Genomic DNA, 24753 nt, shown 5'->3' with positions numbered 1-24753 from the left:
TTGTGGAGCTTGGCGGCTAATCATTGATAAACTGGCGGTTATTCTATCTTACTCGCCGACAGACTTCCCGATGCCTGTGCTGGTGAGTGCTCTCTGCACGCGGTTCCCGGGGGATCATGGTCGAGTCTGAAATCTGTGAGCGTGAAAACGGCGTTGCGTTGCTTGTACACCCGGATTATCAGGGTAGGGTGACCGCAGCCTGGTTCGATCCTGGTTACTGGGGGGATAGCGCTGAGCCCGTGAGCAGTGGCGGCCGGGGCGGCGCCTGGTTTATTGATGCTGACGGTACCGGTCTTGTCTTGCGGGAGTATCGTAGGGGTGGGTTGGCTGCGCGTATTTCCCGGAGAACCTATGCTTTTGCGGCTGAAAGGGACGTGAGGTCCTTTGCCGAATTCAGGCTGCTAATGCGTCTGGTGGCAATGGGGATGCCAGTGCCGAAGCCCGTCGCAGCCAAGTACCGAAAAGTCTCGCCAGTGCAATATCAGGCGGCAATCATGATCGAACGGCTGGCGGATACCACGCCGCTGGCAGACCTGATCGACTGCCTGGACAACGACGGCTGGTATCGCCTCGGACAGGTTATACGGCGCTTTCACGATGCCGGCGTGCGGCATGCCGATTTGAACTGTTTCAACGTGCTGGTGCGGGATGGCGCCTTCTATCTGATTGATTTTGACAAGGGGTGTATCATGCCGGATCAGGCAAACCCACGCTGGAAACGTGCTAATCTCGATCGTTTTGCCCGATCCTTGAGAAAGGTCGCGGATGAGGCTGTCCAGCGGCGAGTCTGGGTTTCTTTTATGAATGGATATAATGGGAGTCATACCGATTGACCGAACAACAGCATACACCTTCATTGCCTGCGGTCCTCTGCCTGACCGATGCCTGTGACCGTCCAGAGACCGAGCTGTTCATCGGTTTGAAAAAAGCCGGGTTCGACGTCGATGTGATGTGTAATCCCAAGGGCCGTAATTATCAGCGTCTGGTTGATGAAGGCATGGTTGCTCAGCCGATCGCGTTGGAAAGCCGCTTTGATAAGCCGGGAACTGAGGCGATCAGGGGTCAACTGGCAAAGAAACGCTATGACGTTATCCACGCCTATAATCCCAGGGCCCTGGCCTGTGGCCTCCGGGCTTCGAAAGGAACCGATATCAAGATCGTTGCTTACCGCGGAGTGATCGGCAACATCAGCTTTCTTAATCCCGAGTCCTGGATCACGTTCCTGCATCCCCGGGTAAGCAAGATTGTGTGTGTTGCCGATGCGATCAAGGACTACCTGGCAAGCCTCCGTTTCTTGTGGATGCGTATTCCGGACAGGAAGCTGCAACGTATCTACAAAGGTCACGATCTTGACTGGTATCAGGCTGAACCGGCGGACCTTGACGAGTTTGGTGTGCCGGAAGGAGCATTTGTCGTGTGTTGTACCGGGCGAAATACACCTCGCAAAGGCTTTGATGTGCTGGTCGACGCCATAAGCGAGCTTCCGGATGATGTAGATGCGCACCTGTTGCTCGTTGGCGATGTGATTAACAACGAGGAGCTGAAGGCCCGGGTTGCCAGCTCCTCCCATCCTGAAAGAATCCATTTCACCGGCTACCGGAACGACGCTCCTTCCATTGCTGCCGCAAGTAATGTGTTCGTGTTACCGTCGACCGAGCGGGAAGGTTTACCCAGGGCCGTAATCGAGGCCATGGCGTACGGGGTGACTCCTGTGGTGACGGATGTCGGTGGAATGCCTGAGTTGGTCGAGGATGGCTTGAGCGGCCTGGTCGTGCCTCCGAAGAATGCGTCTGCGCTGTCTTCGGCGATTGAGCGGCTGTATCGCGACAGGGCATTGATGGCCAATATGGGACGGGCTGCACGAGAAAGGATTGCTCATCGATTTCACACCTCACAAACGGTTTCAGAGACCGGTGAGATGTACAAAGCGTTGACAGGCAGGAGCTGAATGCGCCGATATCTGTTTTTTGTCAATCAACCTTATTCCTATTCGATTCTCCGCCCGTTACAGGAGGAGATTCGCCGGCGTGGCGGGGAGGCGGCCTGGTTTGTAGCTGGCTGTACCACGGCGCCTCTGGGGCCGGATGAGCGTCGACTCAGAACGGTGAAAGAGGTAATGGCGTTCAACGCGGATGCGACCTTCGTGCCGGGTGACTGGGTGCCCTACTTTTTCCCGGGGATCAAGGTCGAGGTGTTTCATGGCATGGCGCGGAACAAGCGCGGCCATAGCAGTGAAGATGAGAGTGATCACTACCGTATCCGGGGATGGTTTGATCTGTACTGCACCCATGCCAGCAAGGACACCGCCAAGTTTCAGGAACTCGCAGAGCTGCACCAGAATTTCTCTGTCGCTCATACGGGCTGGCCGAAGCTGGATCCGCTCTTGACGCAAACCGTTCATGGCAAGCGACCTCGCGCTGAAGGCGAGCTGCCGGTTGTCTTCTATGCGTCAACGTTCAGTCGTTCGGTAACCTCTGCACCCGCTCTGGTCGACACAATAGCCGATCTGGCATCCAGTGGCCGCTGGAAGTTTATTGTCACGCTTCACCCGAAAATGGACCCCTCCACCGTCGACAAATACCGCAACCTCGCCGGTGAGCATCTTCGTTTCGTGGAGAGCGACGAGGATCTGCTGCCCATTCTGCCGGAGGCGGATGTCATGTTGTGCGATACATCGTCGATCATGTTTGAATTCATGTTTCTGGATCGACCGGTGGTGACATTCAGAACCAAAATGCCCGGGCCTTACCTGATCGATGTTGATGGGGTTGAGAATCTGGAGCCGGCACTGGAGAAAGCGCTCCGGTATCCGTCAGATCTGATGGATGCCACTCGGGCACTCTGTGACGACCTTCACAGCTTCCGTGATGGCCGCTCCAGTGGTCGGGTGCTTGATGCTGTGGAAGACTTCATCAACAACAAACAATCAACATTGCGGGAAAAGCCATTAAATCTGCTCCGTAAAATCAAGGTAAGGCGCCGGCTTCGCAAGGAGCTGAAAAAGATGCGGGAAGGGAGTGCCAAGTGAGCGGCGCGGCTTTCCAGAACGGGGGCCTTCGGGTTTGAGCAGGCACACCAGTCCTCTAAACGTTTTCGTCGCCAGCACGCCGTTACAGCTTATAAGTTGTACCGAAGCCCGTGAGTACTATGGCTGCTCCGCAGACACCTGTCTTTTGGTGATCGCAAGGCCCGACAATCGGGAAACAGAATCCCAGATGGAATTTCTCGCGGAAGCGCTGGGCTGGCATGGTGTCGAAACTATCTACCTGAAGAAAAGCACGTTTTATCTTCGGCTTGGGTATATTGCACGAAGTCTCTCTGGCAGGGTCATTCACCGGCTTTTTATCGGGAATAAATCGAGCTGGATTCACGAGACCTTTTACCGTGGACTGGACAGTGAGCAGCTGATCTTTGTGGACGATGGTCTGGCAACCGTAACCTATTACCATGCCATTCACGATGAAGGTATTGCGTCCAGGATTTCCCAGGGGAAAAGTCGCTTGCTGGCGGCTATGGGAATCCATCTGCACCGGGTTGTGCCGGATGTCATCGCGTTTTTTACCTGCTTCCCACTGCCCAGTTCAGAGCGCGTTCAGGTAAGGGTTCATGATTTTCCGGTATTCAGGGAAACGTTCAAGCTGAGCGCCCGTAACAAAGGCAGTGTTCCCCTGGTGGGCTTTCTCGGGCAGCCCATTGGTGGCGAAAATCGGCTGCAGCAGCTTCGTGGCCAGATGGAGCACGTGGTGGAACGTCATCCGGATACGCGTATCGTCTATTTTATGCATCGAAAGGAGAGTCGTGCAGATCTTGAGCGAATTCTGGCTGGCTTTCCGGTTGAGATCAGGCAGGCCGGACGCCCCATTGAGGTAGAAGTGGCGCTGTCGGGCGAGAGCTATATTGCCTTCTACAGCTTTGTGTCCACAGCCCTTTTTACGCTCAAGAAAATTTTCCCGGATATGCAGGTGTGCCAGATTGATGACCGGGTCCTGAGTGCGCGGTGGCCTTATTACGATGAGCTCTTGAGTATGTTCCGGGAAACCGGCGTTGAGACCACTGCACTTTGATTTCCCCGAGCTTTCTGCCCGTTCACATCAGCGCTTTTTGGAACGGTCAGCCCTGCCAAGGGTCCACAAACCGGCATACTTGTTAAACGTCACCTGCGCATAGGTCACGGCGGTCATATACCCTACGGCGCCATCAAGAAACCCGAAACGGATAAAATACACCTGTACAAATGTCATCCAGCCCCTGAGGGTCGGGTATATCATTGTCCGGGTTTTCTTGCCTTTCCGATGTTTTTCCAGAGAGCCAAGCCAGGCATATTTGGCGCTTTTCTCCAGTGAATGGCCAAAATCCCGGTGCGTGTAGTGAGTCAGCCGGCCACGCAGTGTTTTGGTTTTCCTGCCTTCGGGCAACAGGATGCGTTCATGGACCAACGCATCAGAAAAGCGCACGCCTTCCCTGAGGAAGAGGCGCAGTGGCGCCCGGCCACTGCGGCCGAAGTCGAGGCGCTTGCCATAGATGGTAACGGCCCACGGCAGCTTGTAGGCATCAGCATCCGGGTCTGCCAGATGATGATTGATTTCTCTCGCCAGCTCAGGCGTTATGCGTTCATCCGCGTCCAGCGACAACACCCAGTCCCCGGTCGCTTTTTCCAGAGCCCTCTGTTTCTGTATTCCAAATCCTGGCCAGTCGGTGACTTCGACAATATCCGCGTACTGCTTTGCGATCTCAACCGTCCTGTCCGAGCTGCCACTATCAAGCACAATAATTTCATCTGACACCAAGCGTGCGGACTGGAGACAGTCAGCAATATGGTCTTCTTCGTTCTTGGTGATGATGGTGGCAGAGACTTTTTGCCTCCGTTTCTTTGTGTAAGACGCGCTCAATTCATTAAACAGCGCCGAGCCGAGACCAGCGACCGCAAGCAGGTAAAAGGTCAGAAACAGAGTGCGGTTAAAGGTTGCCTCTGTCAGACCAAAGCAAAAGTAACCAGCAGTGACCATGGTGCCGGCTGCGGCAAGATGCGCTGCAGGCGCATGCTTGCTGAACAGGTGACGAGCAAACAGAGTTAACGGTATGAAAATAAGGAAAAGCCAGCTCAAAACACCGGGGATACCGCTGGTGGCGGCATTGTTGAGGAGGTCGTTGTGGGCGTGCCCTGTACAGCAGTCGAACAGGATGGCAGATGCGTCTCCGTTTTCCACCGCAGATTCTATGCTGTGGGTGTACCCGCCCAGGCCAATACCGGTCCACGGGTTGTCACGAAACATCGTCCACGCGAGTCCCCAAACCTCTAGGCGAACCTCCATGCCCGCATCCAGGTTGCCGTTCTGAAAGACGCCTTCAACGGATCGTGACATACGATCACTGCTTGCCACTGCCGCCAGCACCAGGACGGGAATCAGGATAAGCCCGGCGAGGCGGAGCTTCTTGCTGAATAACGGCACCAGTGCCAACAGGAGAAAAGGTAGGGCAACCAGATTGCTCCGGGTCTCGGAAAGCATGGAGATGGCCGCTGCTACCGTCCCTGTGAGCAGGAACAATGTGGCCAGAAGGTGGCGTTTTTCGCGAACGAAAAAAAGTCCGCCGGTTATCGTCAGCATGCCGCCAAGCAGAGCGATATTGCCAAAACTGATGGGGTTAATGCCGCCACCAAAGCGGGCGTTCAGCATCTGGTCCAGCCCCCCGTGGCGTGCTGCAAGGGCCGTAAAGAAACTCACGATGACGGACGCCGCAATGAGGCCGGTGGCTGCGAAAGCGGCATTGGCGCGGACCCGGGCGTAACTCAGGGCAATGATCAGTGGCCAGAACAGAATGAAGCGGGCATGGGTGCCGAGGGTTTTCCCTCCCTCGTAGTCAAACCCTTCAAGCGACCAGGAATAAAAACTCACCAGCACAAAAAACCAGAACGCAAAGTGCATCAGTCGCAGCTCTTTGGGTTTGTCCCAGCCGGTTTTGTCAAGTGATTTTCGAAAACCTGTAATCATGCCGGCGATTGCCAGTAGCAGCGTGGCTGCCGCCAGAATGGTCGATGACAAAAGAGCACCCCCAAGGCCAATCATCAGCAATAATGGAAGGAGCATCCGGGTAGAAGTGGTCATGTATGCGAAGTCCGTGTGTTATCTGGTGGGCATCGGGCTGCTTGAAGCATAAATGCTGCGGTGAGCAGTGGCGTCGCTGATTTCCGGGAGGCCTAGCATACCCGGTCCGGATTGTAGGGGTTTATTTCTCCGGGGGGGCGGTGTCTCATTCGTTTGTATTCCCACTGATACTGTTCCGGTATCTCTCTGACGCAGTGTTCAATTGACTGGTTCATCGCGGTTGTGGCCGCTACGGGATCCTTGTCTCCCAGCCCTGATTCCGTTTCGCGGACGACGATTCGAAAGCCCCTGGCATCGGGAAGCCGTTCGGCATAGGTGATCAGGACATTGGCCTGGGTGCGCTGGATCAGTTTTGAAACCAAGGTCATGGTTTTGACTTCCATGCCAAAAAAGGGTGCGAAGGCGTTGCCTTTGCCGCGGGGTGACTGATCCGGAAGAATGCCGGCAACACCGCCCTCACGGAGGATTGATACCAGTCGTGCCAGCCCCCGCCTGTCTCCCCGCACAAGCTCGGAACCCAGGCGTCCCCGGACCTTGATCATGTAGTTTTCAAACTCGGGCATATTGGGAGGGCTGTAAAGCGCAGCCATCTTGTAGCGGGAGGAAAAGAACAGGCCGGCCAGTTCCCAGTTTCCCAGATGGGGCGCGAGCAGTATCAGGCCCTTCCCGCCCGACATGGCTTTATCAATTAGCTCCAGGCCTTCGGTCTCCCTGATCAGTCCGAGGCACTTTTCCACAGGCCACTCCCACATGAGCGGGACTTCAAGCATGGTCATCCCGGTTTGCGCCATCGATTCCCGCGACAATCTACTACGTGCACTGGCAGAGAGCTCTGGCAGGCAGATCGAGAGGTTGATGTCGGTGACCTGGCGGGATTTGGTGGGCAGCCTCCAGAGTAGCAGTCCCAGCGACTTGCCGATTTTCTGGGCCCGACCCAGTGACAGCCAGCCTGCTACCCGAAGTAAGCCGGCGATAATGAAATACTTGAACTTGCTCATTTTCGGCCGTACCGGTCCTCGTATCTTACGATGTCGTCTTCGCCCAGATAAGAACCGGACTGCACCTCAATCAGCTCCAGGTCAATGACCCCGGGGTTTTCAAGGGAGTGAACCTGTCCCACGGGGATGAACGTAGACTGGTTTTCAGTGACCAGGTAGGTTTTTTCGCCATTGGTTACGCGAGCTGTACCGCTGACCACAATCCAGTGTTCGGCGCGATGGTGATGCATCTGTACCGACAGTTTGGCGCCGGGTTTCACCGTGATCCGTTTGACCTGGTACCGGGCCCCGTTATCGATAGAGTCATAGACACCCCAGGGCCGATAGACTTCCCGGTGGTTCATGTGCTCGTGGCGGCCATCGTTGCGGATCTGCTCGACAATGGTTTTTACATCCTGGACCTTATCCTTGTGAGCGACAAGAAGTGCGTCCTTGGTCTCAATAATGACCAGGTTGTCCACGCCAACGGTTGCGACCAGGCGGCTGTCTGCGCGAACCAGAGTGTTGGCGGTTTCGTGAACGATGACGTCTCCGGCCAGGCTATTGCCATTCTGGTCCTTTTCACTGACATCCCAGAGGGCTGACCATGAACCAATGTCGCTCCACCCGGCGTCAAGGGCAACCACCGCCGCCTTGTCTGTCTTTTCCATAACTGCGTAGTCGACGGATTCAGATGGGCATTCGGCAAACAGCTCCGAGTTAACACGGATAAAATGAAGGTCTTCGCTGGCGTCCGACATCGCGGCCTTGCAGGCTGTCACAATGTCAGGCCGGTGCGTTTCCAGTTCCGCCAGATAATCTCTGGCGCCAAACAGGAACATGCCGCTGTTCCAGAGATATTTTCCGGAGGCAAGATAACGATTTGCGGTTTCCAGGTCCGGCTTTTCGACAAACTCATCGACAGAGAAACAGTCAGCTGCCAGCTCTGTTCCCTGGTGGATGTAGCCATAGCCTGTTTCCGGCTGGTGAGGAACAATGCCAAAGGTGACGAGTTTGCCCTGCCGGGCCAGGGGCAAAGCTTTGGTGACACCCTGCTGGAAGGCGTTCACATTCTGGATAAGATGGTCCGCAGCCAGGACCAGCATTAAAGGGTTTTCGTCACCCGCGCTCTGACACAACTGCAGGGCAGCCAGGGCAATCGCCGGCGCGGTGTTGCGGCCGCAGGGTTCCAGTATGATCTGAACGTCTTCCTGGTTGGATTGCCGCATCTGTTCCGCAGCCAGGAACCGGTGTTCCTCGTTGCAGATCAGAAGTGGTGTGTCGGTGTCCATCCCCTCAAGCCGGGCGACGGTTGATTGCAGCATTGATAGCGGACTGTCTGTCAGCTTCAGGAACTGTTTGGGATTCAGTTGCCGAGACAGTGGCCATAACCGTGAGCCGGTGCCGCCAGCCATTATGACGGGATGAATCATGTGCATACTCCGAGCTTGAGAATACCGTGGAAAAACATTGCTCTGAATGTGCGCCATCTTACCACAGGGGGCTGATAATATTGCCCAGTGAACGACTGAAACCAACGACATTAAGATCAGGAACTGTGATGAAGCTACCGCTATCCGTTTATTACATCACTCAGGACGAAGAGTTACGGTTGCCTGAGTCTCTGGCCAAAGTCGCCGGCTGGGTGGATGAAGTCATAGTAGTGGATTCCGGAAGCGCTGACCGAACCAGAGAGATCGCTGAAAATGCCGGTGCACGTTTTGTGCACAACGACTGGCAGGGGTTTGCCTCTCAAAAGGCCCACGCCGCAAGTCTGTGTCGCAATGACTGGGTTCTGGATCTTGATGCCGATGAAGTGCTGTCTGATGAGCTTGTAAAAAATATCAAGGCTCTGTTTGCCAAGCCGGTTCCGGACGATGTTGCCGGTTTCAGGATGCGCTGGGTGTTGTCGCAACCTAACCCGGGACATCCTTTCAAGCATGATAAAACCAAGAAAATTCTTCGTCTTTACAACAGAAACAAGGCGGTAATCAAAGCGGAGACAGACAGCAATAACGACCGGCCCCAGGTTCGGGAAGGGCGGGTACTCGATCTGAAAGGGGATGTGTTGCACCGAACGCTCATCTCACTGGAGCAGATGGAGCGGAAATACTGCAAGTTATCCACAGAGCAGGCGCGATTCCTGGCAGCGAAAGGCCGGCATATCTCCAGTGGCCGGTTGTTTGCTGAATTTCCGCTCAAATTCCTGAAATACTACCTGGTCCACCGACAGATTCTGAATGGCTGGTTCGGTCTGAGTGTCGCGATCACGGCTGCAAACAGAAACTTTATGAGACTGGCCAAGGCAAAGGAATTGCAGATGCAGGCGGAACTGGAAAAGAACGCGGACTGACAGGCTTCTTTGGGGTAGCTCAGTTCCGGGTATTCTGGCGCACCGCCAATGCGTCGAAATACAGTTTTTCCGTTTCATCGGTCATGTTTTCAAGCGTCAGTTTGTCTCTTGCAAAGGCAATTGCCGGTTCCTCAGCCTTTTTCAGAGCGGTCAGGTTGCCAAGAGTTGCCGACAGAAGGTCGGCCAGGGAGCCTGGTTCATGGTCCTGGCTGAGTGCCTGGGCAGGGAGAAGGTTCTGTGGCCCGGAAACCGGGGTTGAAATCACCGGGCAGCCCGCCAGGAGTGATTCAATCAAGACATAGGGAAAGCCTTCCCGCTCGGAGCTTATCACTGTCAGTTGGGCGCGCTTATAGATCGAGTTCAGGTCGGTACGAAACCCGGCCAGGGTAACGTCGTCCAGGCCCAGCTCGGAGATGAGCTGTTCCAGCTTTTTTCGTTCTGAGCCGTCGCCAAAGAGTGTGAGGTGAGCCTGCGGCAACGAGTCCGTCCGCATGGCCCAGGCTTTAATAAGCGTTTGAAAGCCTTTCACGGGTTCAAGGCGGCCAATGGCAATAACGTTGAGGGTATTGCCCGGCACCGCGGCCATGTCGATTTGCTCTGGAGAGAGGTTGCCGGATAGCGCGATGCCGTTATAAATCAATTGCTTGCAAGGATGTTGGAGAACCTTGAAAATCTGGGGACTCACGGCGATAACCTTATCCATGCGGTTAAACGCTTTGTGGCTGGATTTGATGCCGTGAACGGTGCCTACCCTGAGTCTTACGATATCAGATCGAATACTCCCGACCAGCTGAGCGGCCTTGTTCCCCTGAGCATGGAGGACGTCCGGCAAGATTTTTGTTATCCGACGCCTGATCACGAAGTTCAGCCAAGGGTTGCGCCTGCCAAGCTGGAGTGGTGCCGGGTGAAAATGCACCGCACCCGGGAACCTGTCTCTGTAGGAAGGATGTGCTATGACATGCACGCAGTGACCCCGGCTGGCCAGTGCACCGGCCAGGTCGGCGGTGTGCTTCTCCATGCCGCCCCAGGTGGTGCCGGGAGTCCCTATAAGCAGTGCGATCGTCAGGTGTTGCTGGCTGGTCATCGCTGATTTTCGCGGCGTGCAAGTACGTCCTCATAAACTCGCAAGCTCGCCTCCGTCTGCGCCTCAAGCCGAAACCGGTATGGAATATCGATCAACGGCGTCTTTAAATCCAGAAGCCGCATTATCGTCTGGGCAAACTCGAAGGTATCATCTGCGGTTACCAGTCCTTCCCGGAAACAGGCCTGGAGTGTTTCTGCCGCTCCGCCGCGGTTGTAGGCAGCCACCGGTGTGCCTGAGGCAAGGGCTTCGGTGACGGTGCGGCCGAAGGGCTCGGGTTTGGTGCTCATGTGGCATACGACATCGGCCAGCAGATATAAATTGGTCATGTCGTTTCGCTGACCCAGGAAGCTGACTTTGTCGGTCAGGTTCAGGCGGGTGCGTTCTTTTTCAAGCTCTTCCAGAAAGTGCTCCTTGCCGGGTTCGGCGCCGCCCACGATGATGCCGTGGCAATCCGGACGGGTTCGGACCAGCTCCGCCATCATGGCGAGGAAATCCAGTTGGCCTTTCCAACGGGAAATACGGCCCGGCATCATGATGATCTTCTGGTTGGTCAGTTGTGGGTAATTCCGGAACCACCGGTCGAGCCACTGCGGGGTAAGCTCCCTTTGTCGGAAGGCCTCCACGTCCACGCCGCGCTGGATAACCGTCAGCTTTTCTTCCGGTACCGGATAGTTTTTCAGGATGTATTCCCGCACACACTGCGATACGGCAATAATGTGGTCCGCGCGGGTCATTATGGCGCTGTATGGGTTGACGGAATACATGCCATGAAACGTTGAAACGGCAGCCGGGCGCTGGCTTTCAGGAATGCTTCTGAGAGCGAGGTAAATGATCCACGCAGGCATTCGTGAGCGGACGTGAACGATGTCGGGTTTCAGCTCAAGCAGCAGTTTTCGCATGGGCAGGACCTGACCAAACGAGGCCAGGGACTTTCGGTGTATGGGCATGAAGATGTGTTTTGAGCCCTGTCCCCGGAGCTGCTCGGCCATGGGGCCGCCCTTGGAGACGACGAACGACTCATGGCCCCGCTTAACCAGATCGGAAGCGAACTCGACGGTGCCACGCTCCACTCCGCCGCTGTAGAGTGCCGGCAGTGCCTGGAGAATTCTCAAACGGATTTCCTCTTGTCTTTTTGATGGCTGGTGCTTGCTGTGGGCAACAGGCGCTGTTTGATTACCCAGCGCGCAGCTCGGTCAGCCTCCCACAAGGTATCACGATGGGGGGCTTCTCCGGCCATAACGGCAGCATGGTCACTCCAGCTGGCAACATAGCCGTGGCTGACCAGCCGATCGACACCCCCTGCCACACGACTGCCTGGCTTTTTGGGAAGCTCAAAAAGTCCGGTAGGGACCGCTGAGGTTGCCGCTTCACAGACCATGGACATACTGTCCGGGCTGACCCACGCAGCTCTTGAGGCGGAAAGACGGTGGTTGAGCCAGTCTTCATGGGTCTTCTCCGGATCGACAACGGTAATTTTCGGGCTGGCCAGTTCTTCCAGGCGCGCAAGAAGCTCGGCAGGTGTGCGCCGCGAGCCGCTGATGGTCCATCGCCATCCGGGGTAATGCCCAATGAGATGATTGATTTGTCCGAACACCACATCGTTATCCCATTCAAAGTGGGGGGAAGGGCCTCCCACGAGAATGAGCGCCTCAGGTTTGTCCGTGATCCGCGCCAGGGGCGTAACAGTGTTGATAACGCCTTCCGTTACCAGGATGTGGGGCCCCGGGGCCACTCCGTCATGAGCGGGGATGATGGCGCCACTGACCCACCCAAGGGGAAAGGGCGGTTTCATGATGACCAGAGATTCTGCTTTTTTGAACCGGCGCAGGGCGAGTAACAGCCTATGAGTGCCGGAACCCGCTCCAATCACAAGATCCGGAGGCGGAAGTGTTGTGTCGAGGGCCGGAGGTATGCCCATCAAGGCGCGCCAGAGTGGCACCTTCACTGCCGGCGCGTCCACCCAGTAAAGACTCACTCCGGCCAGCACCCGCAGCCGGTTTCCGAGGCCTTTCAGCTGGTTCCGGTGCCCTGGCTTGTTGTCGGTGAGCAGCCACACTACCGGTGCGGTCCCGTCAGGATTAGCCTGCTTTGCCATGGTGTCCGGGCATCGAATGCCGGCCTCCCTGTTTTAAAAGCCCTCGGGCTTACGTGCTGTGGTCATAGAACCCCGGGTCTTCCGGGTCCGGGCGGGTCTTGAAACGGCGGTGCATCCAGAGATACTGGTCGGGGGCCCGCCGGATCTCTCGCTCAATAATGCCATTGATCCGCGTCGCGTCCTGAAGATCGTCACCGCCGGGGAAGTTTTCCAGGGCAGGGTGGAAGTATATATCGTAACCAGGTCGACCTTGTCGCCGGAAATGACTGAATGGCACAACCATACAGCCGCTTCGCTCGGCGATGCGCGAGGTCGCCGTTATCGTTCCGGCGTCCACGCCGAAGAAGGGGGCGAAGACGATGTCCTTGCGCCCGTAATCCTGATCGGTTGCATACCAGACTGTGTGATTTTTTTTCAGGCTTCGGAAGAGTCCCCGCAGATCCCGGGCGCCGAGGACCGTGCCATAACGCCTTTCCCGGGCTCGTGTCATAACTGCGTTCATAAGCGGGTTATTATGATCCCGTTGCATGACATCTGCTTTAATATATTCCGTGACCAGGCTGCCTCCCAGATCAAGAGTGCTGTAGTGACCCCCGAGCAGGAGCACGCCTTTGCCATGGGAGAGCGCTTGCTCGAGATGTTCGAGGCCATGGACTCTGGTGATGCCGGTCAGTTTGGCTGGATCCCGGAACCAGGCAACGCCCAGCTCAAGCAGGCCGATGCCGTTGGCGATGAATGCCCGCCGGACCAGAGCATGCTGCTGGGCTTTGGTTAGTTCCGGAAAACAAAGCCGGATATTCACCTCGGCGATGTGCCGCCGGCTTCTCGCCAGCTTCCAGGCCAAAAGCCCGACGATGTTTCCGAGCCACCACTGGAGCCGGATGGGGAGTTGTGCAACGCACCACATCAGGGAAATGCCCATCCAGGTCGGCCACCATCGCGGATGGCGATAGGCCGAATAATCGGTATTTCTCGGAAGCTTGCGGTATTTCTTTTTCACTGGAAACGGGTCCTGCCTGTTCGTCTTACTGATCGTCACGAATAGAGTGACTTCGGTATCAATCTGAAGCAAATCAATGGGGTTTGCGCTATGATACCGCACTGTTTTGCCGGGAGTCCTGTGTGCTGCAATTTATCTATTCCCAGCTGATACGGCTGCTTTTGCCCTTTATCCTGTTACGACTGTGGTGGAATGGTCGCCGGGCTCCGGAGCTGCGCCGGAATTGGCGCCAGAGGCTCGGCCTCGTGCCACGGGCCGAAGGCGCGGTTGTATGGGTGCATGCGGTCTCCGTGGGAGAGACCATTGCCGCCGGCCCCATGGTTCGTCGATTGCTGGTCCGGAACCCCGGCGTTACCATCCTCATGACCGCCATGACGGATACCGGGCTGGCCCAGGCTCGCAAAATGTTTGGTGATCAGGTGCAGTATGCCTACGCACCCTATGACACTCCGGGTTCTATCCGTCGTTTTCTGAACCGCGTGAATCCCCGTATTCTCGTGATTATGGAAACGGAGATCTGGCCAAACATGATACGTCAGTGCCGGGCCCGCCGAGTGCCCGTTTTTCTCATCAATGCGCGTCTCTCCGAGCGTTCTGCCCGCGGGTATGAACGTATAAAGAGCCTTGCTGCGCCAATCATGCGCAGCATCAGCTGGGTGGCCGCACAGGCTGAAAAGGATGCCGAGCGCTTTCGGCGAATCGGCGTTGCTGCACCCAAAGTTGCCGTAACCGGCAGTGTGAAGTTTGACGTGGACATTCCAGATAATGTCCGTGAAGAGTCCAGTGCTCTCAGGTATGAGCTTTCCACGCGCCCGGTCTGGATCGCCGGTAGTACCCACGAAGGTGAGGATGTTCAGTTGCTGGCGGCCCATGAAAAAGTGCTGGAAATCCACCCTGAGGCCTTGCTGATTATTGTGCCGCGTCATCCGGATCGGTTTGAATCTGTGGCGGAAAAAGTTGGCAAGGCCGGGCTCTCGCTCGTTCGGCGGTCAACCCGGAAACCTCCCGGCGCGGCTCAGGTCTATCTGGGGGATACTATGGGCGAACTGATGATGCTTTACGGTGTGAGTGATATGGCCTTTGTGGGTGGCTCATTGATCAAGCGCGGTGGGCATAACCCCCTTGAGCCCGCCGCATGGGGCATCCCCGTGTTTTCAGGACCACACGTGTTCAATTTTGAAACCATCTATCAGCGCCTGCTGGATGATGTCGGAGTCAAGCTTGTTACAGACGTTGATGAGCTGGCAGCGCATATCATTCATCTTTTTAGTGATGAAGAAGAACGGAAGGCCATTGGGCGGAGGGCACTTTCTGTCGTCGACAAGAACCGCGGGGCTCTGGATAAAGTCGTAGACGGGATTATTGAGCGGATCTGAAGGCGGGCGAAACTGCTCGCCCGCCTCTGCCATTCACTGGGCCACATCTTCCAGCATTTTTTCTTCGTTCGCCAGCGCTTCGATTCCCGGCGCTGTCTCACTCAGCCAGTTATTCAGACTGATCAGGTCCTCAGGGCTGAGGGTTCCTGCCGCCTGCTTCAACTGAAGGGTGTTGATGACATAGTCGTACCGGGCATTGGCGTAGTCCCGAAGCGCAACGTAATAGGCGCGCTCTGCATCGAGTACTTCCACGATGTTGCGAGTGCCCACTTCGTACCCTGCACGGGTTGCATCCAGTGCACTGCGACGGGAGATAATCGTCTGCCCCAGCGCTGAAGCAGTTTCAACATTGTTGTTCACCGTCAAAAACAGGCTGCGTGTATTAACCCGGACGTCCCGTCGAACCGTATTCAACGACTGCTCTGCAACAGTAACCAGTGAACGCTGCTGACGAACCCCGGCCTGAGTGCCACCACCGGTATAGATCGGTACGTTAAGCGTCAACCCGATCACGCCTTGCGTGGTGGTGCCGTCCCGTTGGGTTTGCACAGCGCTTTCGATGCCATTGATGTCAGACTTTCCATACGAAGCTGTCAGATCAAGCGTCGGGTAATGCCCGGCCTTGGCAACCTTCAGGCTGGCTTCGCTGGCATTCAGGTCATACAGTGCCGACTGGATGGACCAGTTCTGTTCCAGAGCGGTTGCTTCCCAGGCGGAGGGGTCCATTGGCTCTGGGCGGCCCAGTGGGAAGTTCTGTCGAAGGTTCTCCAGATCTTCCGCGTATTCGCCGGTCAGGCGGGCGAGCTGTTCGCGAGCGATATTGACCTGGTTCTCAGCCGCAATACGCTGGCTCTTGCTGTCATCGTAGCTGGCGCGCGCTTCATAGACTTCGGTGATGGCTATCAGGCCAACGTCAAAGCGCTCCTGTGCCTGCTCATACTGGCGCTGGATCGCGGCCTCTGTTGCCAGGGCCGTGGTCACCGTGTCCTGGGCACGAAGCACGTTAAAGTAGGCTGTGGCCACGTCCAGTATCAGTTGCTGCTGGGCCAGATTGTACTGTGCCCTTGCCGAATCGGTCTGGAACTGGCTGGCGTCATAGCGAAACCAGGCGTCGGCCTGGAACAGGGGCTGGGTCAGCTGAACGCCATAATTCAGTTCGCGGTAACTGTTGTCCTGGTTCGGGCCGTCCACATCAATATGGTTCGCTTCGCCATATGCGCCAATCTGAGGCAGCAAAGCACTCTTGCTGACACCGCTTGCGGCCTGCTGGGCTTCAAAGCTGGCCTGTGCGGCAGCAATGCCGGAATCGTAGGAAAGTGCTTTCTCATAGGTCTGGACCAGGTCCATGGAAAGAGCCGGCTGTGCCGCCAGTAGGCCAACAAGTCCGGATAGCAGTCGTTTCTTCATTATTTCTCCTGAATAACTTTGCGCGTGCGCGTCCCGCTTTGAAACGCTGATTTGGCAGCCGAACCAGACAAATTGTGACGGAAGATCCCGTCAAGAGGCTTTGGATGGCCATTATGGACAATAATCGCCCGCAGCTCTACACTTGCAAATGACACCCATTGTGGGTGCCAATTAATACAGTTTCGCGTCTTGACGGGGTGCTGGCCCGCCTTCAATAACTGAGGGGCGGTCGGCTGAGATTGCATCGCAGAACCCGCGACCTGATCCGGATAATACCGGCGTAGGGATTGAGACCATATTGCTAATACGGCGCAAGGTTTTCTGACACCAAAGAAAACGCCGTGTGCAGCTCCGTCATACGCGACCCGACATCTACTACCATAAGTTCCGGGAGCGAATGATGACAGAATTGCCCTCTTACCTCAGTGATTCCGCCCAGGTGGACTCTGCAGCTGTTAAATCCCTGCCAAATTCACGAAAGATATACGTGCAGGGAAGCCGTCCCGACCTGCGAGTGCCCATGCGGGAAATAATCGTTGGTGATACGCCTACCGAAATGGGCGGAGAACACAACCCGGCTGTCAGGGTCTACGACACCTCTGGTCCTTACACTGACCCCGAAACCACTATTGATCTCCGCAAAGGGCTCTCGCCCATCCGCGCCTCATGGATCCTTGAGCGCGATGACGTGGGGCAATTGCCTGGCTATACCTCTGAATTTACCCGCCGCCGCATGAAAGATCCTCTGCTGGATCCGCTCAGATTCATGGATGAGCGCAAACCTCTGAAGGCGAAACCGGGTAAAAACGTCAGTCAGATGCATTACGCGCGCAAGGGCATTATCACACCGGAAATGGAGTACATTGCCATTCGCGAAAACCTGAAGCTGCAGGAAGCTCGTGAACAGGGCCTGCTCCGGGACCAACATCCCGGACAGTCATTCGGCGCCAGTATACCTGATGAAATTACGCCGGAGTTCGTGCGCGATGAAGTGGCCCGCGGTCGTGCCATCATCCCTGCCAACATCAATCACCCTGAATCCGAACCGATGATCATCGGCCGCAACTTTCTGGTGAAGATCAATGGCAACATCGGTAACTCCGCTGTCAGTTCGTCGATCGAGGAAGAAGTTGAAAAGCTTACCTGGGGTATTCGATGGGGTGCGGACACCATCATGGACCTATCAACGGGCAAGAACATCCATGAAACCCGCGAGTGGATTATTCGAAATTCTCCGGTTCCTATTGGCACGGTGCCCATCTATCAGGCTCTTGAGAAAGTTGGTGGTGCCGCTGAAGACCTGACCTGGGAAATCTTCCGCGATACTCTGGTCGAGCAGGCCGAACAGGGGGTGGACTACTTCACCATCCATGCCGGTGTGCGCCTTCACCACGTGCCGCTTACCGCAAAACGCACCACTGGTATCGTTTCCCGGGGCGGCTCGATCATGGCCAAGTGGTGCCTGGCACATCACAAGGAAAGTTTTCTATACGAGCATTTCGAAGACATCTGCGAAATCATGAAAGCTTACGATGTTGCATTCAGCCTTGGTGACGGCCTGCGCCCCGGCTCCATTGCCGATGCTAACGACGCGGCCCAGTTTGGCGAACTGGAAACCCTGGGCGAGCTCACCAAGATCGCCTGGAAACACGACGTCCAGTGCATGATCGAAGGTCCAGGCCACGTGCCCATGCATCTGGTAAAGGAGAACATGGACAAGCAGTTGGAATGCTGCGATGAAGCCCCGTTCTACACCCTCGGGCCGCTGATCACCGACATTGCCCCGGGCTATGATCACATCACCTCCGGTATCGGTGCGGCCATGATCGGCTGGTACGGTTGCGCCATGCTCTGCTATGTCACGCCGAAAGAGCACCTGGGTCTGCCCAACAAGGACGACGTGAAAACCGGCATCATCACCTACAAAATCGCTGCTCACGCGGCGGACCTGGCCAAGGGTCACCCCGGGGCCCAGATTCGTGATAACGCCCTCTCCAAGGCGCGCTTCGAGTTCCGATGGGAAGACCAGTTCAACCTCGGCCTCGATCCGGATACAGCCCGGGCCTATCACGATGAAACCCTGCCCAAGGAATCCGCGAAGGTGGCGCACTTCTGCTCCATGTGTGGGCCGAAGTTCTGCTCCATGCAGATTTCACAGGAAGTAAGAGAGTACGCCAAGGAGCACGGGCTTGATGACGTATCTGCGGTGGATGCCGGCATGAAGGAAAAATCTCGGGAGTTTGTCGAGTCTGGAAGTAAACTTTACGATAAGGTTTGATGCTTGGCGCTCTGGTTCTGTACGACTGCGAGTTTGGAGCAAACAAGCCAATAGCGGAGCTTGAAGTGATACCCAACTAAGGGCTATCGTTCAAAGTCGATTCAGAAACCGGATGAAAGATGATCAAGCCGTTCCAGTTTCAGGCCAATGATGTCAAAGTCGAAAAACGTGAAACCGTCTTCCAGGGCTTCTTCCGCATGGATAAGCTCTGGCTGACCCACCCGCGTTTTGACGGCCGTGAAATGCCTGTATTTACCCGAGAACTGTTTATCCGCGGGGACGCTACCTGCGTGCTACCTTACGATCCCGTGCGGGATGAAGTCGTGCTGCTTGAACAGTTTCGGTTAGGCGCATTGGGTCGCGACCAGTCGCCCTGGTTGCTGGAACTGGTCGCCGGTATGAACGAAGAAGGCGAAAGTCCGGAAGACGTTGCCCGGCGCGAAGGGCAGGAGGAGGCGGGTCTGACGTTCAGTGAGCTGGACAAGATCTGCGACTATCTTGTGTCGCCAGGCGGCAGTACGGAAATGATTCACTTGTTCTGTGGCCTGATCAGTACTGAGTCTGCGGGCGGCCTGTTCGGTGTCGAGCATGAGCATGAGGACATTCGCGCTCATGTAGTCCGTGTCGAGGACGCCATTGCCATGATCCACGATGGCCGGATTAACAACGCAGCCGCTATCATTGCGCTTCAATGGCTTGAACTGAATCGTTCAAGGCTTCGGAAAGAGGCGAAGTAATGACCGAGTGGAGCATGAAGCCAAAGCGTTATGTGCCGGATCTCAGGCAGCTGGGAGCTCTGTGCGATGGAAACTATCAGCGCCTGAACAAGCTGCGCCAGTTGGAGGTGGATGGAAAGCCGGTCTGCGAGTTTGAACTCCATCGCGAAAACCAGTATCTGGGCCGGGTTCGGATCAAAATTCTGCAGACGGCAAAGTTCACGGAAACCCTGCTGCTTGAGCAGGTCCATAATTCCGGCCGCTGGCTGAACAATCCGCAGATGACCGTCCGCGTATACCATGATGCGGCCATGGCAGAAGTGATCAGCTGTTATCGCGACCGGCAGATTGCACCAGTCAACGATTACCCCAATCGATTTATGCATCATCCCGATGAAAAAGTGCAGGTGAACGGGTTCCTGGCGGACTGGCTGGATTATTGTCTGCGTTTTGGTCACCTGCCTATGGAACATGCTGCCTGGTCTGCGGGCGAGGGTGTCGACTGAAAGTGTCGACTGACAAGCTCTGCTCAAAGCCGAGCGCAGGGCCAAAGTGGGCTGGCGGAGTCCGGTCGGTGTGTCATAGTTGTCAAAAATTGCAAGATATCGCCAGAGCCTGGTCATAATGTGACTCTTGTTCCATTGGAACGTGATAAATCCAGGAGCTGTCGTCGTACACTTGTACCCGATTCATGTGATGTGTACCGATGTGACCAAGAGCGCCATGACGATAAAGGATGAACCCCGGCCTTTCCGGGTATTGCAGCTGACTGATCCTCACCTGATGGCTCGCGCTGATGGCGAGTTATTGGGGGTAAATACCCGGGACAGCCTGAATGCTGTGATCGACGACGTGCTGCAGACGCGTGGTCAGCCAGATCTCATTCTGGCGACCGGGGATCTTGCGCAGGACGGCTCGGAAGAAGCTTACAGGGTCTTTGGTGATAGCTTGCAAGTGTTCACCTGCAGCTCGGCCTGGCTTGCGGGCAATCATGACGATGCGGGAAAGCTGCGGGCGATTGCCGACGAGTATCAGGCTTGGCGTCGACACATCGTTCAGGGCGGCTGGCAGTTTATTCTCCTGGACTCTTCAGTCTCGGGTAAAGTCTATGGAGAGCTTGCCTCGTCTGAACTGGATTTTCTGGAGGAAATGCTGGAGCGTTATCCTGATCTCCCAGCCCTGGTTACCCTGCACCATCACCCGGTTGATATCGGCTCGGACTGGATGCAACAAATCGGTCTCAGGAACCGGGATGCGTTCTGGAAGGTGATTGACCGGTTCCCCCAAGTGAAAATGGTACTTTGGGGGCACATTCATCAAGAGCATGATCTGGACAGGCATGGAGTTCGCCTGTTGGCGACCCCCTCTACCTGCATTCAGTTCACCTCGGGGTCCAGCCAGTTTTCGGTCGAAGCCCTGCCACCCGGCTATCGCTGGTTCGAACTGAAGGCTACCGGCGACTTCACGAGTGAGGTGCGCCGGGCCAGTGATTTTGACTTTGAACTGGATCAGAACAGCACGGGCTATTGAGCTTCACTTCGTAGTTCCCGGGCCGCTTCGACCATTCCCTTCAGTGCCGGGATCACTTCCTCCCACTTTCTCGTTTTCAATCCGCAATCCGGGTTGACCCACAACCGGCTGGCCGGGATTCTCTCTGCCGCTTTGTGCATCAACTCGGCAATCTGGAGTTTGTCGGGCACATTGGGCGAGTGAATATCGTATACGCCGGGACCTATGTCATTGGGGTATTCGAATCCCTTGAACGCATCCAGTAGCTCCATCGCTGAGCGCGATGTTTCAATGGTAATAACGTCTGCATCCATCCGCGCGATGGGCTCTATGATGTCATTGAACTCGGAATAGCACATGTGGGTGTGGATTTGGGTTTCGTCTCTCACGCCATTGGCCGCAACCCGAAAGGCTTCGATGGCCCAGTTCAGGTAGCTTGCCCAGTCCGATTTCCGGAGTGGCAGGCCTTCCCTTAGCGCCGCCTCATCAATCTGGATAATCTTTGTGCCAGCCTCTTCAAGGTCCAGAACTTCTTCCCGGATGGCCATAGCGAGCTGCAGGCAGGTTTCTTTGCGGGGCTGGTCATCCCGAACGAATGACCAGTTCAGAATGGTGACCGGTCCGGTGAGCATACCCTTTAGAGGTTTATCGGTAAGGGACTGTGCATGGCGGATCCAGTCTACCGTCATGGCCTGAGGACGTGAGATGTCGCCAAACAAAATGGGAGGTTTTACGCATCGGGAGCCGTAGGACTGAACCCAGCCAAACTGGCTGAAGGCATAGCCCTCCAATTGCTCGCCGAAGTATTCCACCATATCGTTGCGTTCTGCTTCACCATGCACCAGAACATCCAGGCCAAGTTGTTCCTGCGTCTTTACACAGTGGGCGATCTCTTCGCGAATTCTGGCAATGTAGGCCGATTCGGTCAGTTCGCCTTTGTGATGTTGCTGACGGGCTCGGCGGATTTCGGGCGTTTGTGGGAACGAGCCAATAGTTGTTGTCGGGTAGCGGGGTAATTTCAGGCGCTGCTGTTGAGCCTTGATTCGTTCTGAATAGGGGCTCTGTCGATAGCCCATTTGGCTGTCAATCCGGATCACTGATTGGGTGACAGCCGGATTATGCACTCTGGCCGATTCCCGTCGGCTACGGATCGCCTGCGCGTTTTCGGCAAGCGGCCCGGAGACGGAAGCGCGTCCATTGTTCAATGCCTGGGCAAGAAGGCGAAGCTCAGCCAGTTTTTGCACGCCAAAGGAGAGCCAGTGTTTGATTTCAGGCTCCAGTTTGTCTTCAGTACTAACGTCAACGGGGACGTGCAGAAGGGAGCATGAGGGGGCCAGCCATAGCCGGTCTCCAAGTTTTTCGTAAAGCGGTTCCAGCCAGTCGAGGGTCTGGCTGAGGTCTGCTTTCCAGATGTTGCGGCCGTTGATGACGCCCAGGGACAGGATTTTGTGCGCTGGCAGCCAGTCTGCGATCCGGGCAACTTCATCCGGCGCGTTGATGGCGTCCAGGTGCACGCCGGCAACGGGCAATTCGCAAGCCAGCTTCAGGTTCTCACGCAGCTCACCAAAGTAAGTGGTCACTAACAGCTTGGCGCTGGCGGACTTCAGGCGATGGTAGGCCAGGTTGAATGCGTGGCGCCAGTCACTGTTTAGCTCGGTTACCAGTGCCGGTTCATCGACCTGAACCCATTCAATGCCGTGGCTTGCCAGCACCTCCAGCAATTCGGCGTAAACTTCCAAAAGGCGATCCAGAAGGTCAAGTCGGTCCGAACAGTCTTTGGCTTTTCCCAGCCAGAGGTATGTGACCGGACCAATGATGACGGGCTTGGGGGTGAACCCCTGGCTGCGGGCTTCTTCAATCTGTGTCAGCAGGCGCTCCGGATTGAGGGTGAATTGTGTTGATGCCTCGAGCTCGGGGACTATGTAATGGTAGTTGGTGTCGAACCACTTGGTCATTGCGCCGGCATGGATGCTGCAACAGTCCGTGTCACTGGCTGAACGCCCACGGGCTACGCGGAAATAACGGTCCAGCTCAGTGCCCGGAGTGGATTGTGCACGCTCGGGCAGGTGACCGAGCGTAACGCTCATGTCCAGAACCTGATCGTAAAATGAAAAGTCCCCGACCGGGACCAGGTCAAGTCCATGTTGGTGCTGCCAATGTTTTCGGCGCAAGTCGGCGCCTCTGACGTTCAGTTCTTCTTCGGTGAGTTTGCCTTGCCAGAATGCCTCCTGTGCAAACTTTAGCTCCCGTCTTGGGCCGATGCGCGGGAATCCGAGATTGTGGGTTAAAACCATAGCTGGCTGCTCCGTTTGATTGGTATGGGTTATCCAGAAGCCAGCCAGCGTAGTTGGCATTAGTAATGAAAAATAATGGTATTATTTCACTAATACATGAATAAAATTCACTTCATGCTCTTGGAAAAGCGGAATGATTGAGCGCAATCACCTGGAAATTCTTCGTGCCGTTCATTTGAAGGGGTCGTTGACGGCTGCTGCCGAAGGTTTGCACCTGACGCAATCTGCATTGAGCCATTCGATTCGGAAGCTGGAGCATCAATTAGGTACTCCCGTCTGGATTCGGGAAGGAAGACAGCTTCGTTTAACTCAGTCAGGTGAGTGTTTACTCGCGCTGGCGAATCGTCTATTGCCGCAGTTTGAGCACGCAGAATTACTGGTTGGTCAGCTTGCCAGCGGTCAGCGGGGAACTCTGCGGATTGGCATGGAATGCCATCCCTGCTACCAATGGCTGCTCAAGGTTGTGGGCCCTTACCTTGAGCAATGGCCTGGGGTGGACGTGGATGTGAAGCAGAAATTCCAGTTCGGTGGAATCGGGGCTCTGTTTGGCTACGATATCGACTTGTTGGTGACCCCGGACCCTCTTCACCGGCCGGGCTTGGTGTTTGAACCGGTCTTTGACTACGAGCAGGTGCTGGTGGTCTCCGAAAACCATCCGCTGGCAGGTAAGCCCTGGGTGGAGCCCGCGGATCTGGAAAGCGAGACACTGATAACCTATCCGGTGGAAATTGAACGCCTGGATGTCTATACCCGGTTTTTGTTGCCAGCTCAGTCGACTCCGGCACGACACAAAATCATTGAAACCACGGATATCATGCTGCAAATGGTCGCTGCGAACCGGGGAGTTGCGGCTTTGCCTCGCTGGTTGGTGAATGAATATGGTGAAAAAATCAGGGTGAAACCGGTTCGGATGGGCAGGCAGGGAATAACCAAGCAGATCTTCTTGGGACTTCGTGAGCGGGATCAGGGTGTGGATTATCTGAATTCGTTCATGACTATGGCACGGGGTATTCGCTGGAGATAGGCTCTTGCGGTAAACTGCGCAAAAAATCCAACCAGGGAATCCGATCATGAGCGATATACCCGCAGATCTCAAATACATTGAAACTCACCAGTGGGTCCGTGTTTCCGATGACGGTACGGCGACCGTTGGTATAACCGATTTTGCCCAGGAACAGCTGGGTGATGTGGTTTACATCGGCGTACCCGATCTTGGTGTCACGGTGAACGGTGGCGAGGAGGCCGGAGTGGCAGAGTCGGTCAAGTCGGCTTCAGATGTGTTCAGCCCGGTCACCGGTGAGGTTATTGCAGTGAATGAGACCCTTGAAGATGAGCCGGAAAAGGTGAATGAAGATCCTTATGGGGATGGCTGGCTGTTTAAGGTGAAACTGGTTGATCAGGGTGAGCTTGACGGCCTGATGGATCCTGAAGCTTACTCGGAGCATGTGGCTGCCGAGGGCTAATCTCTGCGAGTAGGTGCAAGGCCTGCCCGGCGACTCCCGTTATTCCGTGTTGTTGTTTCTGGGTTATGTATAATCCTTGCCCCGTTTTTACTTCCTT

21 protein-coding genes and 1 riboswitch are annotated in these 24753 nt (G+C 55.7%); of the genes, 12 read left to right on the top strand and 9 right to left on the bottom strand.

Annotation, left to right across the window (positions count from 1 at the left end):
- Positions 1–116: 116 nt before the first annotated feature.
- From BKP64_RS12140 to BKP64_RS12125, 4 genes are all read left to right on the top strand, one after another.
- Entirely contained in the window at positions 117–833 is a 717-nt protein-coding gene (locus BKP64_RS12140) for a 3-deoxy-D-manno-octulosonic acid kinase (RefSeq protein WP_070970386.1), read from the top strand.
- A complete protein-coding gene (locus BKP64_RS12135; protein ID WP_083329217.1) occupies positions 830–1948 on the top strand; it encodes a glycosyltransferase family 4 protein in 1119 nt (372 codons plus the stop codon). Before BKP64_RS12140 ends, BKP64_RS12135 begins: the two co-directional genes overlap by 4 nt.
- Positions 1949–3028: a CDP-glycerol glycerophosphotransferase family protein gene (locus tag BKP64_RS12130; RefSeq protein WP_070970384.1), complete on the top strand. Its 1080-nt coding sequence runs from the start codon at positions 1949–1951 to the stop codon at positions 3026–3028.
- A 187-nt stretch (positions 3029–3215) separates the two neighbouring features.
- Positions 3216–4064 carry a polysialyltransferase family glycosyltransferase gene (locus BKP64_RS12125; protein ID WP_070970381.1) on the top strand — a complete coding sequence of 283 codons (849 nt, stop codon included), beginning with the start codon at positions 3216–3218 and terminating at the stop codon, positions 4062–4064.
- 27 nt (positions 4065–4091) lie between these two features.
- On the opposite strand, the gene BKP64_RS12120 is transcribed toward BKP64_RS12125, so the two are convergent.
- From BKP64_RS12120 to BKP64_RS12110, 3 genes are all read right to left on the bottom strand, one after another.
- Positions 4092–6104: a glycosyltransferase gene (locus BKP64_RS12120; protein ID WP_083329216.1), complete on the bottom strand. Its 2013-nt coding sequence runs from the start codon at positions 6102–6104 to the stop codon at positions 4092–4094.
- Between the two features lie 92 nt (positions 6105–6196).
- Positions 6197–7102 (bottom strand): lysophospholipid acyltransferase family protein, encoded by a 906-nt coding sequence (locus BKP64_RS12115; protein ID WP_070970377.1) that lies wholly within the window; start codon positions 7100–7102, stop codon positions 6197–6199.
- A complete protein-coding gene (locus tag BKP64_RS12110) occupies positions 7099–8514 on the bottom strand; it encodes a mannose-1-phosphate guanylyltransferase/mannose-6-phosphate isomerase (RefSeq protein WP_070970375.1) in 1416 nt (471 codons plus the stop codon). The genes BKP64_RS12115 and BKP64_RS12110 overlap by 4 nt, the downstream gene beginning before the upstream one ends.
- A 128-nt stretch (positions 8515–8642) precedes the next feature.
- Here BKP64_RS12110 and BKP64_RS12105 point away from each other — a divergent pair, with 128 nt between their 5' ends.
- The gene (locus BKP64_RS12105) at positions 8643–9434 is read left to right on the top strand and encodes a glycosyltransferase family 2 protein (RefSeq protein ID WP_070970372.1); all 792 of its coding nucleotides are present in this window, start codon (positions 8643–8645) and stop codon (positions 9432–9434) included.
- A 19-nt stretch (positions 9435–9453) separates the two neighbouring features.
- Here the strand turns inward: BKP64_RS12105 and BKP64_RS12100 are convergent, their stop codons facing one another.
- From BKP64_RS12100 to lpxL, 4 genes are read right to left on the bottom strand one after another with little or no spacing between them, the layout of a single operon-like run.
- On the bottom strand, positions 9454–10518 hold the full coding sequence (locus tag BKP64_RS12100) for a glycosyltransferase (RefSeq protein ID WP_070970370.1): 1065 nt from the start codon (positions 10516–10518) through the stop codon (positions 9454–9456).
- Positions 10515–11630, bottom strand: a complete 1116-nt coding sequence (locus tag BKP64_RS12095; RefSeq protein WP_070970367.1) for a glycosyltransferase family 4 protein — start codon at positions 11628–11630, stop codon at positions 10515–10517. Before BKP64_RS12095 ends, BKP64_RS12100 begins: the two co-directional genes overlap by 4 nt.
- On the bottom strand, positions 11627–12613 hold the full coding sequence (locus tag BKP64_RS12090; protein ID WP_070970364.1) for a mitochondrial fission ELM1 family protein: 987 nt from the start codon (positions 12611–12613) through the stop codon (positions 11627–11629). Before BKP64_RS12090 ends, BKP64_RS12095 begins: the two co-directional genes overlap by 4 nt.
- A gap of 49 nt (positions 12614–12662) precedes the next feature.
- Positions 12663–13613, bottom strand: coding sequence for an LpxL/LpxP family Kdo(2)-lipid IV(A) lauroyl/palmitoleoyl acyltransferase (gene lpxL / locus BKP64_RS12085; protein WP_083329311.1), 951 nt, complete (start codon positions 13611–13613; stop codon positions 12663–12665).
- 122 nt (positions 13614–13735) lie between these two features.
- Here lpxL and waaA point away from each other — a divergent pair, with 122 nt between their 5' ends.
- Positions 13736–14989 carry a lipid IV(A) 3-deoxy-D-manno-octulosonic acid transferase gene (gene waaA, locus BKP64_RS12080; protein WP_070970361.1) on the top strand — a complete coding sequence of 418 codons (1254 nt, stop codon included), beginning with the start codon at positions 13736–13738 and terminating at the stop codon, positions 14987–14989.
- A 33-nt stretch (positions 14990–15022) separates the two neighbouring features.
- Here waaA and BKP64_RS12075 read toward each other — a convergent pair whose 3' ends face one another.
- On the bottom strand, positions 15023–16396 hold the full coding sequence (locus BKP64_RS12075; protein WP_070970358.1) for a TolC family outer membrane protein: 1374 nt from the start codon (positions 16394–16396) through the stop codon (positions 15023–15025).
- A gap of 183 nt (positions 16397–16579) precedes the next feature.
- Positions 16580–16700, top strand: a riboswitch (TPP riboswitch).
- A 96-nt stretch (positions 16701–16796) separates the two neighbouring features.
- Between BKP64_RS12075 and thiC the strand changes: the two genes are divergently transcribed.
- From thiC to cpdA, 4 genes are all read left to right on the top strand, one after another.
- The gene (thiC, locus tag BKP64_RS12070) at positions 16797–18674 is read left to right on the top strand and encodes a phosphomethylpyrimidine synthase ThiC (RefSeq protein WP_099092556.1); all 1878 of its coding nucleotides are present in this window, start codon (positions 16797–16799) and stop codon (positions 18672–18674) included.
- A 119-nt stretch (positions 18675–18793) separates the two neighbouring features.
- The gene (locus BKP64_RS12065) at positions 18794–19411 is read left to right on the top strand and encodes an NUDIX domain-containing protein (RefSeq protein ID WP_070970351.1); all 618 of its coding nucleotides are present in this window, start codon (positions 18794–18796) and stop codon (positions 19409–19411) included.
- Complete coding sequence (locus tag BKP64_RS12060; RefSeq protein ID WP_070970348.1) at positions 19411–19896, top strand: DUF1249 domain-containing protein; 486 nt, start codon at positions 19411–19413, stop codon at positions 19894–19896. Before BKP64_RS12065 ends, BKP64_RS12060 begins: the two co-directional genes overlap by 1 nt.
- A 217-nt stretch (positions 19897–20113) precedes the next feature.
- Entirely contained in the window at positions 20114–20920 is an 807-nt protein-coding gene (gene cpdA, locus BKP64_RS12055; protein WP_070973666.1) for a 3',5'-cyclic-AMP phosphodiesterase, read from the top strand.
- On the opposite strand, the gene metE is transcribed toward cpdA, so the two are convergent.
- Complete coding sequence (gene metE / locus BKP64_RS12050) at positions 20914–23193, bottom strand: 5-methyltetrahydropteroyltriglutamate--homocysteine S-methyltransferase (RefSeq protein ID WP_070970345.1); 2280 nt, start codon at positions 23191–23193, stop codon at positions 20914–20916. The genes cpdA and metE overlap by 7 nt on opposite strands.
- Positions 23194–23326: 133 nt before the next feature.
- Between metE and BKP64_RS12045 the strand changes: the two genes are divergently transcribed.
- Positions 23327–24217, top strand: coding sequence for a LysR family transcriptional regulator (locus tag BKP64_RS12045; protein ID WP_070970342.1), 891 nt, complete (start codon positions 23327–23329; stop codon positions 24215–24217).
- Between the two features lie 46 nt (positions 24218–24263).
- Positions 24264–24656: a glycine cleavage system protein GcvH gene (gene gcvH, locus BKP64_RS12040; protein ID WP_070970340.1), complete on the top strand. Its 393-nt coding sequence runs from the start codon at positions 24264–24266 to the stop codon at positions 24654–24656.
- Positions 24657–24753: the final 97 nt, after the last annotated feature.

The organism is Marinobacter salinus, assembly GCF_001854125.1.
GTDB lineage: Bacteria > Pseudomonadota > Gammaproteobacteria > Pseudomonadales > Oleiphilaceae > Marinobacter > Marinobacter salinus.
Note: the sequence above shows the minus strand (reverse complement) of the source record. Positions and strands in the feature narration are given on the sequence as shown.

Excerpts from the sequence above, each read along its gene's own strand:
- BKP64_RS12140 (WP_070970386.1), top strand. The coding sequence starts at position 117 with ATGGTCGAGTCTGAAATCTGTGAGCGTGAAAACGGCGTTGCGTTGCTT.
- BKP64_RS12130 (WP_070970384.1), top strand. The coding sequence starts at position 1,949 with ATGCGCCGATATCTGTTTTTTGTCAATCAACCTTATTCCTATTCGATT.
- BKP64_RS12125 (WP_070970381.1), top strand. The coding sequence starts at position 3,216 with ATGGAATTTCTCGCGGAAGCGCTGGGCTGGCATGGTGTCGAAACTATC.
- BKP64_RS12120 (WP_083329216.1), bottom strand. The coding sequence starts at position 6,104 with ATGACCACTTCTACCCGGATGCTCCTTCCATTATTGCTGATGATTGGC.
- BKP64_RS12115 (WP_070970377.1), bottom strand. The coding sequence starts at position 7,102 with ATGAGCAAGTTCAAGTATTTCATTATCGCCGGCTTACTTCGGGTAGCA.
- BKP64_RS12110 (WP_070970375.1), bottom strand. The coding sequence starts at position 8,514 with ATGATTCATCCCGTCATAATGGCTGGCGGCACCGGCTCACGGTTATGG.
- BKP64_RS12105 (WP_070970372.1), top strand. The coding sequence starts at position 8,643 with ATGAAGCTACCGCTATCCGTTTATTACATCACTCAGGACGAAGAGTTA.
- BKP64_RS12100 (WP_070970370.1), bottom strand. The coding sequence starts at position 10,518 with ATGACCAGCCAGCAACACCTGACGATCGCACTGCTTATAGGGACTCCC.
- BKP64_RS12090 (WP_070970364.1), bottom strand. The coding sequence starts at position 12,613 with ATGGCAAAGCAGGCTAATCCTGACGGGACCGCACCGGTAGTGTGGCTG.
- BKP64_RS12075 (WP_070970358.1), bottom strand. The coding sequence starts at position 16,396 with ATGAAGAAACGACTGCTATCCGGACTTGTTGGCCTACTGGCGGCACAG.
- thiC (WP_099092556.1), top strand. The coding sequence starts at position 16,797 with ATGACAGAATTGCCCTCTTACCTCAGTGATTCCGCCCAGGTGGACTCT.
- BKP64_RS12065 (WP_070970351.1), top strand. The coding sequence starts at position 18,794 with ATGATCAAGCCGTTCCAGTTTCAGGCCAATGATGTCAAAGTCGAAAAA.
- BKP64_RS12060 (WP_070970348.1), top strand. The coding sequence starts at position 19,411 with ATGACCGAGTGGAGCATGAAGCCAAAGCGTTATGTGCCGGATCTCAGG.
- cpdA (WP_070973666.1), top strand. The coding sequence starts at position 20,114 with ATGACGATAAAGGATGAACCCCGGCCTTTCCGGGTATTGCAGCTGACT.
- metE (WP_070970345.1), bottom strand. The coding sequence starts at position 23,193 with ATGGTTTTAACCCACAATCTCGGATTCCCGCGCATCGGCCCAAGACGG.
- BKP64_RS12045 (WP_070970342.1), top strand. The coding sequence starts at position 23,327 with ATGATTGAGCGCAATCACCTGGAAATTCTTCGTGCCGTTCATTTGAAG.
- gcvH (WP_070970340.1), top strand. The coding sequence starts at position 24,264 with ATGAGCGATATACCCGCAGATCTCAAATACATTGAAACTCACCAGTGG.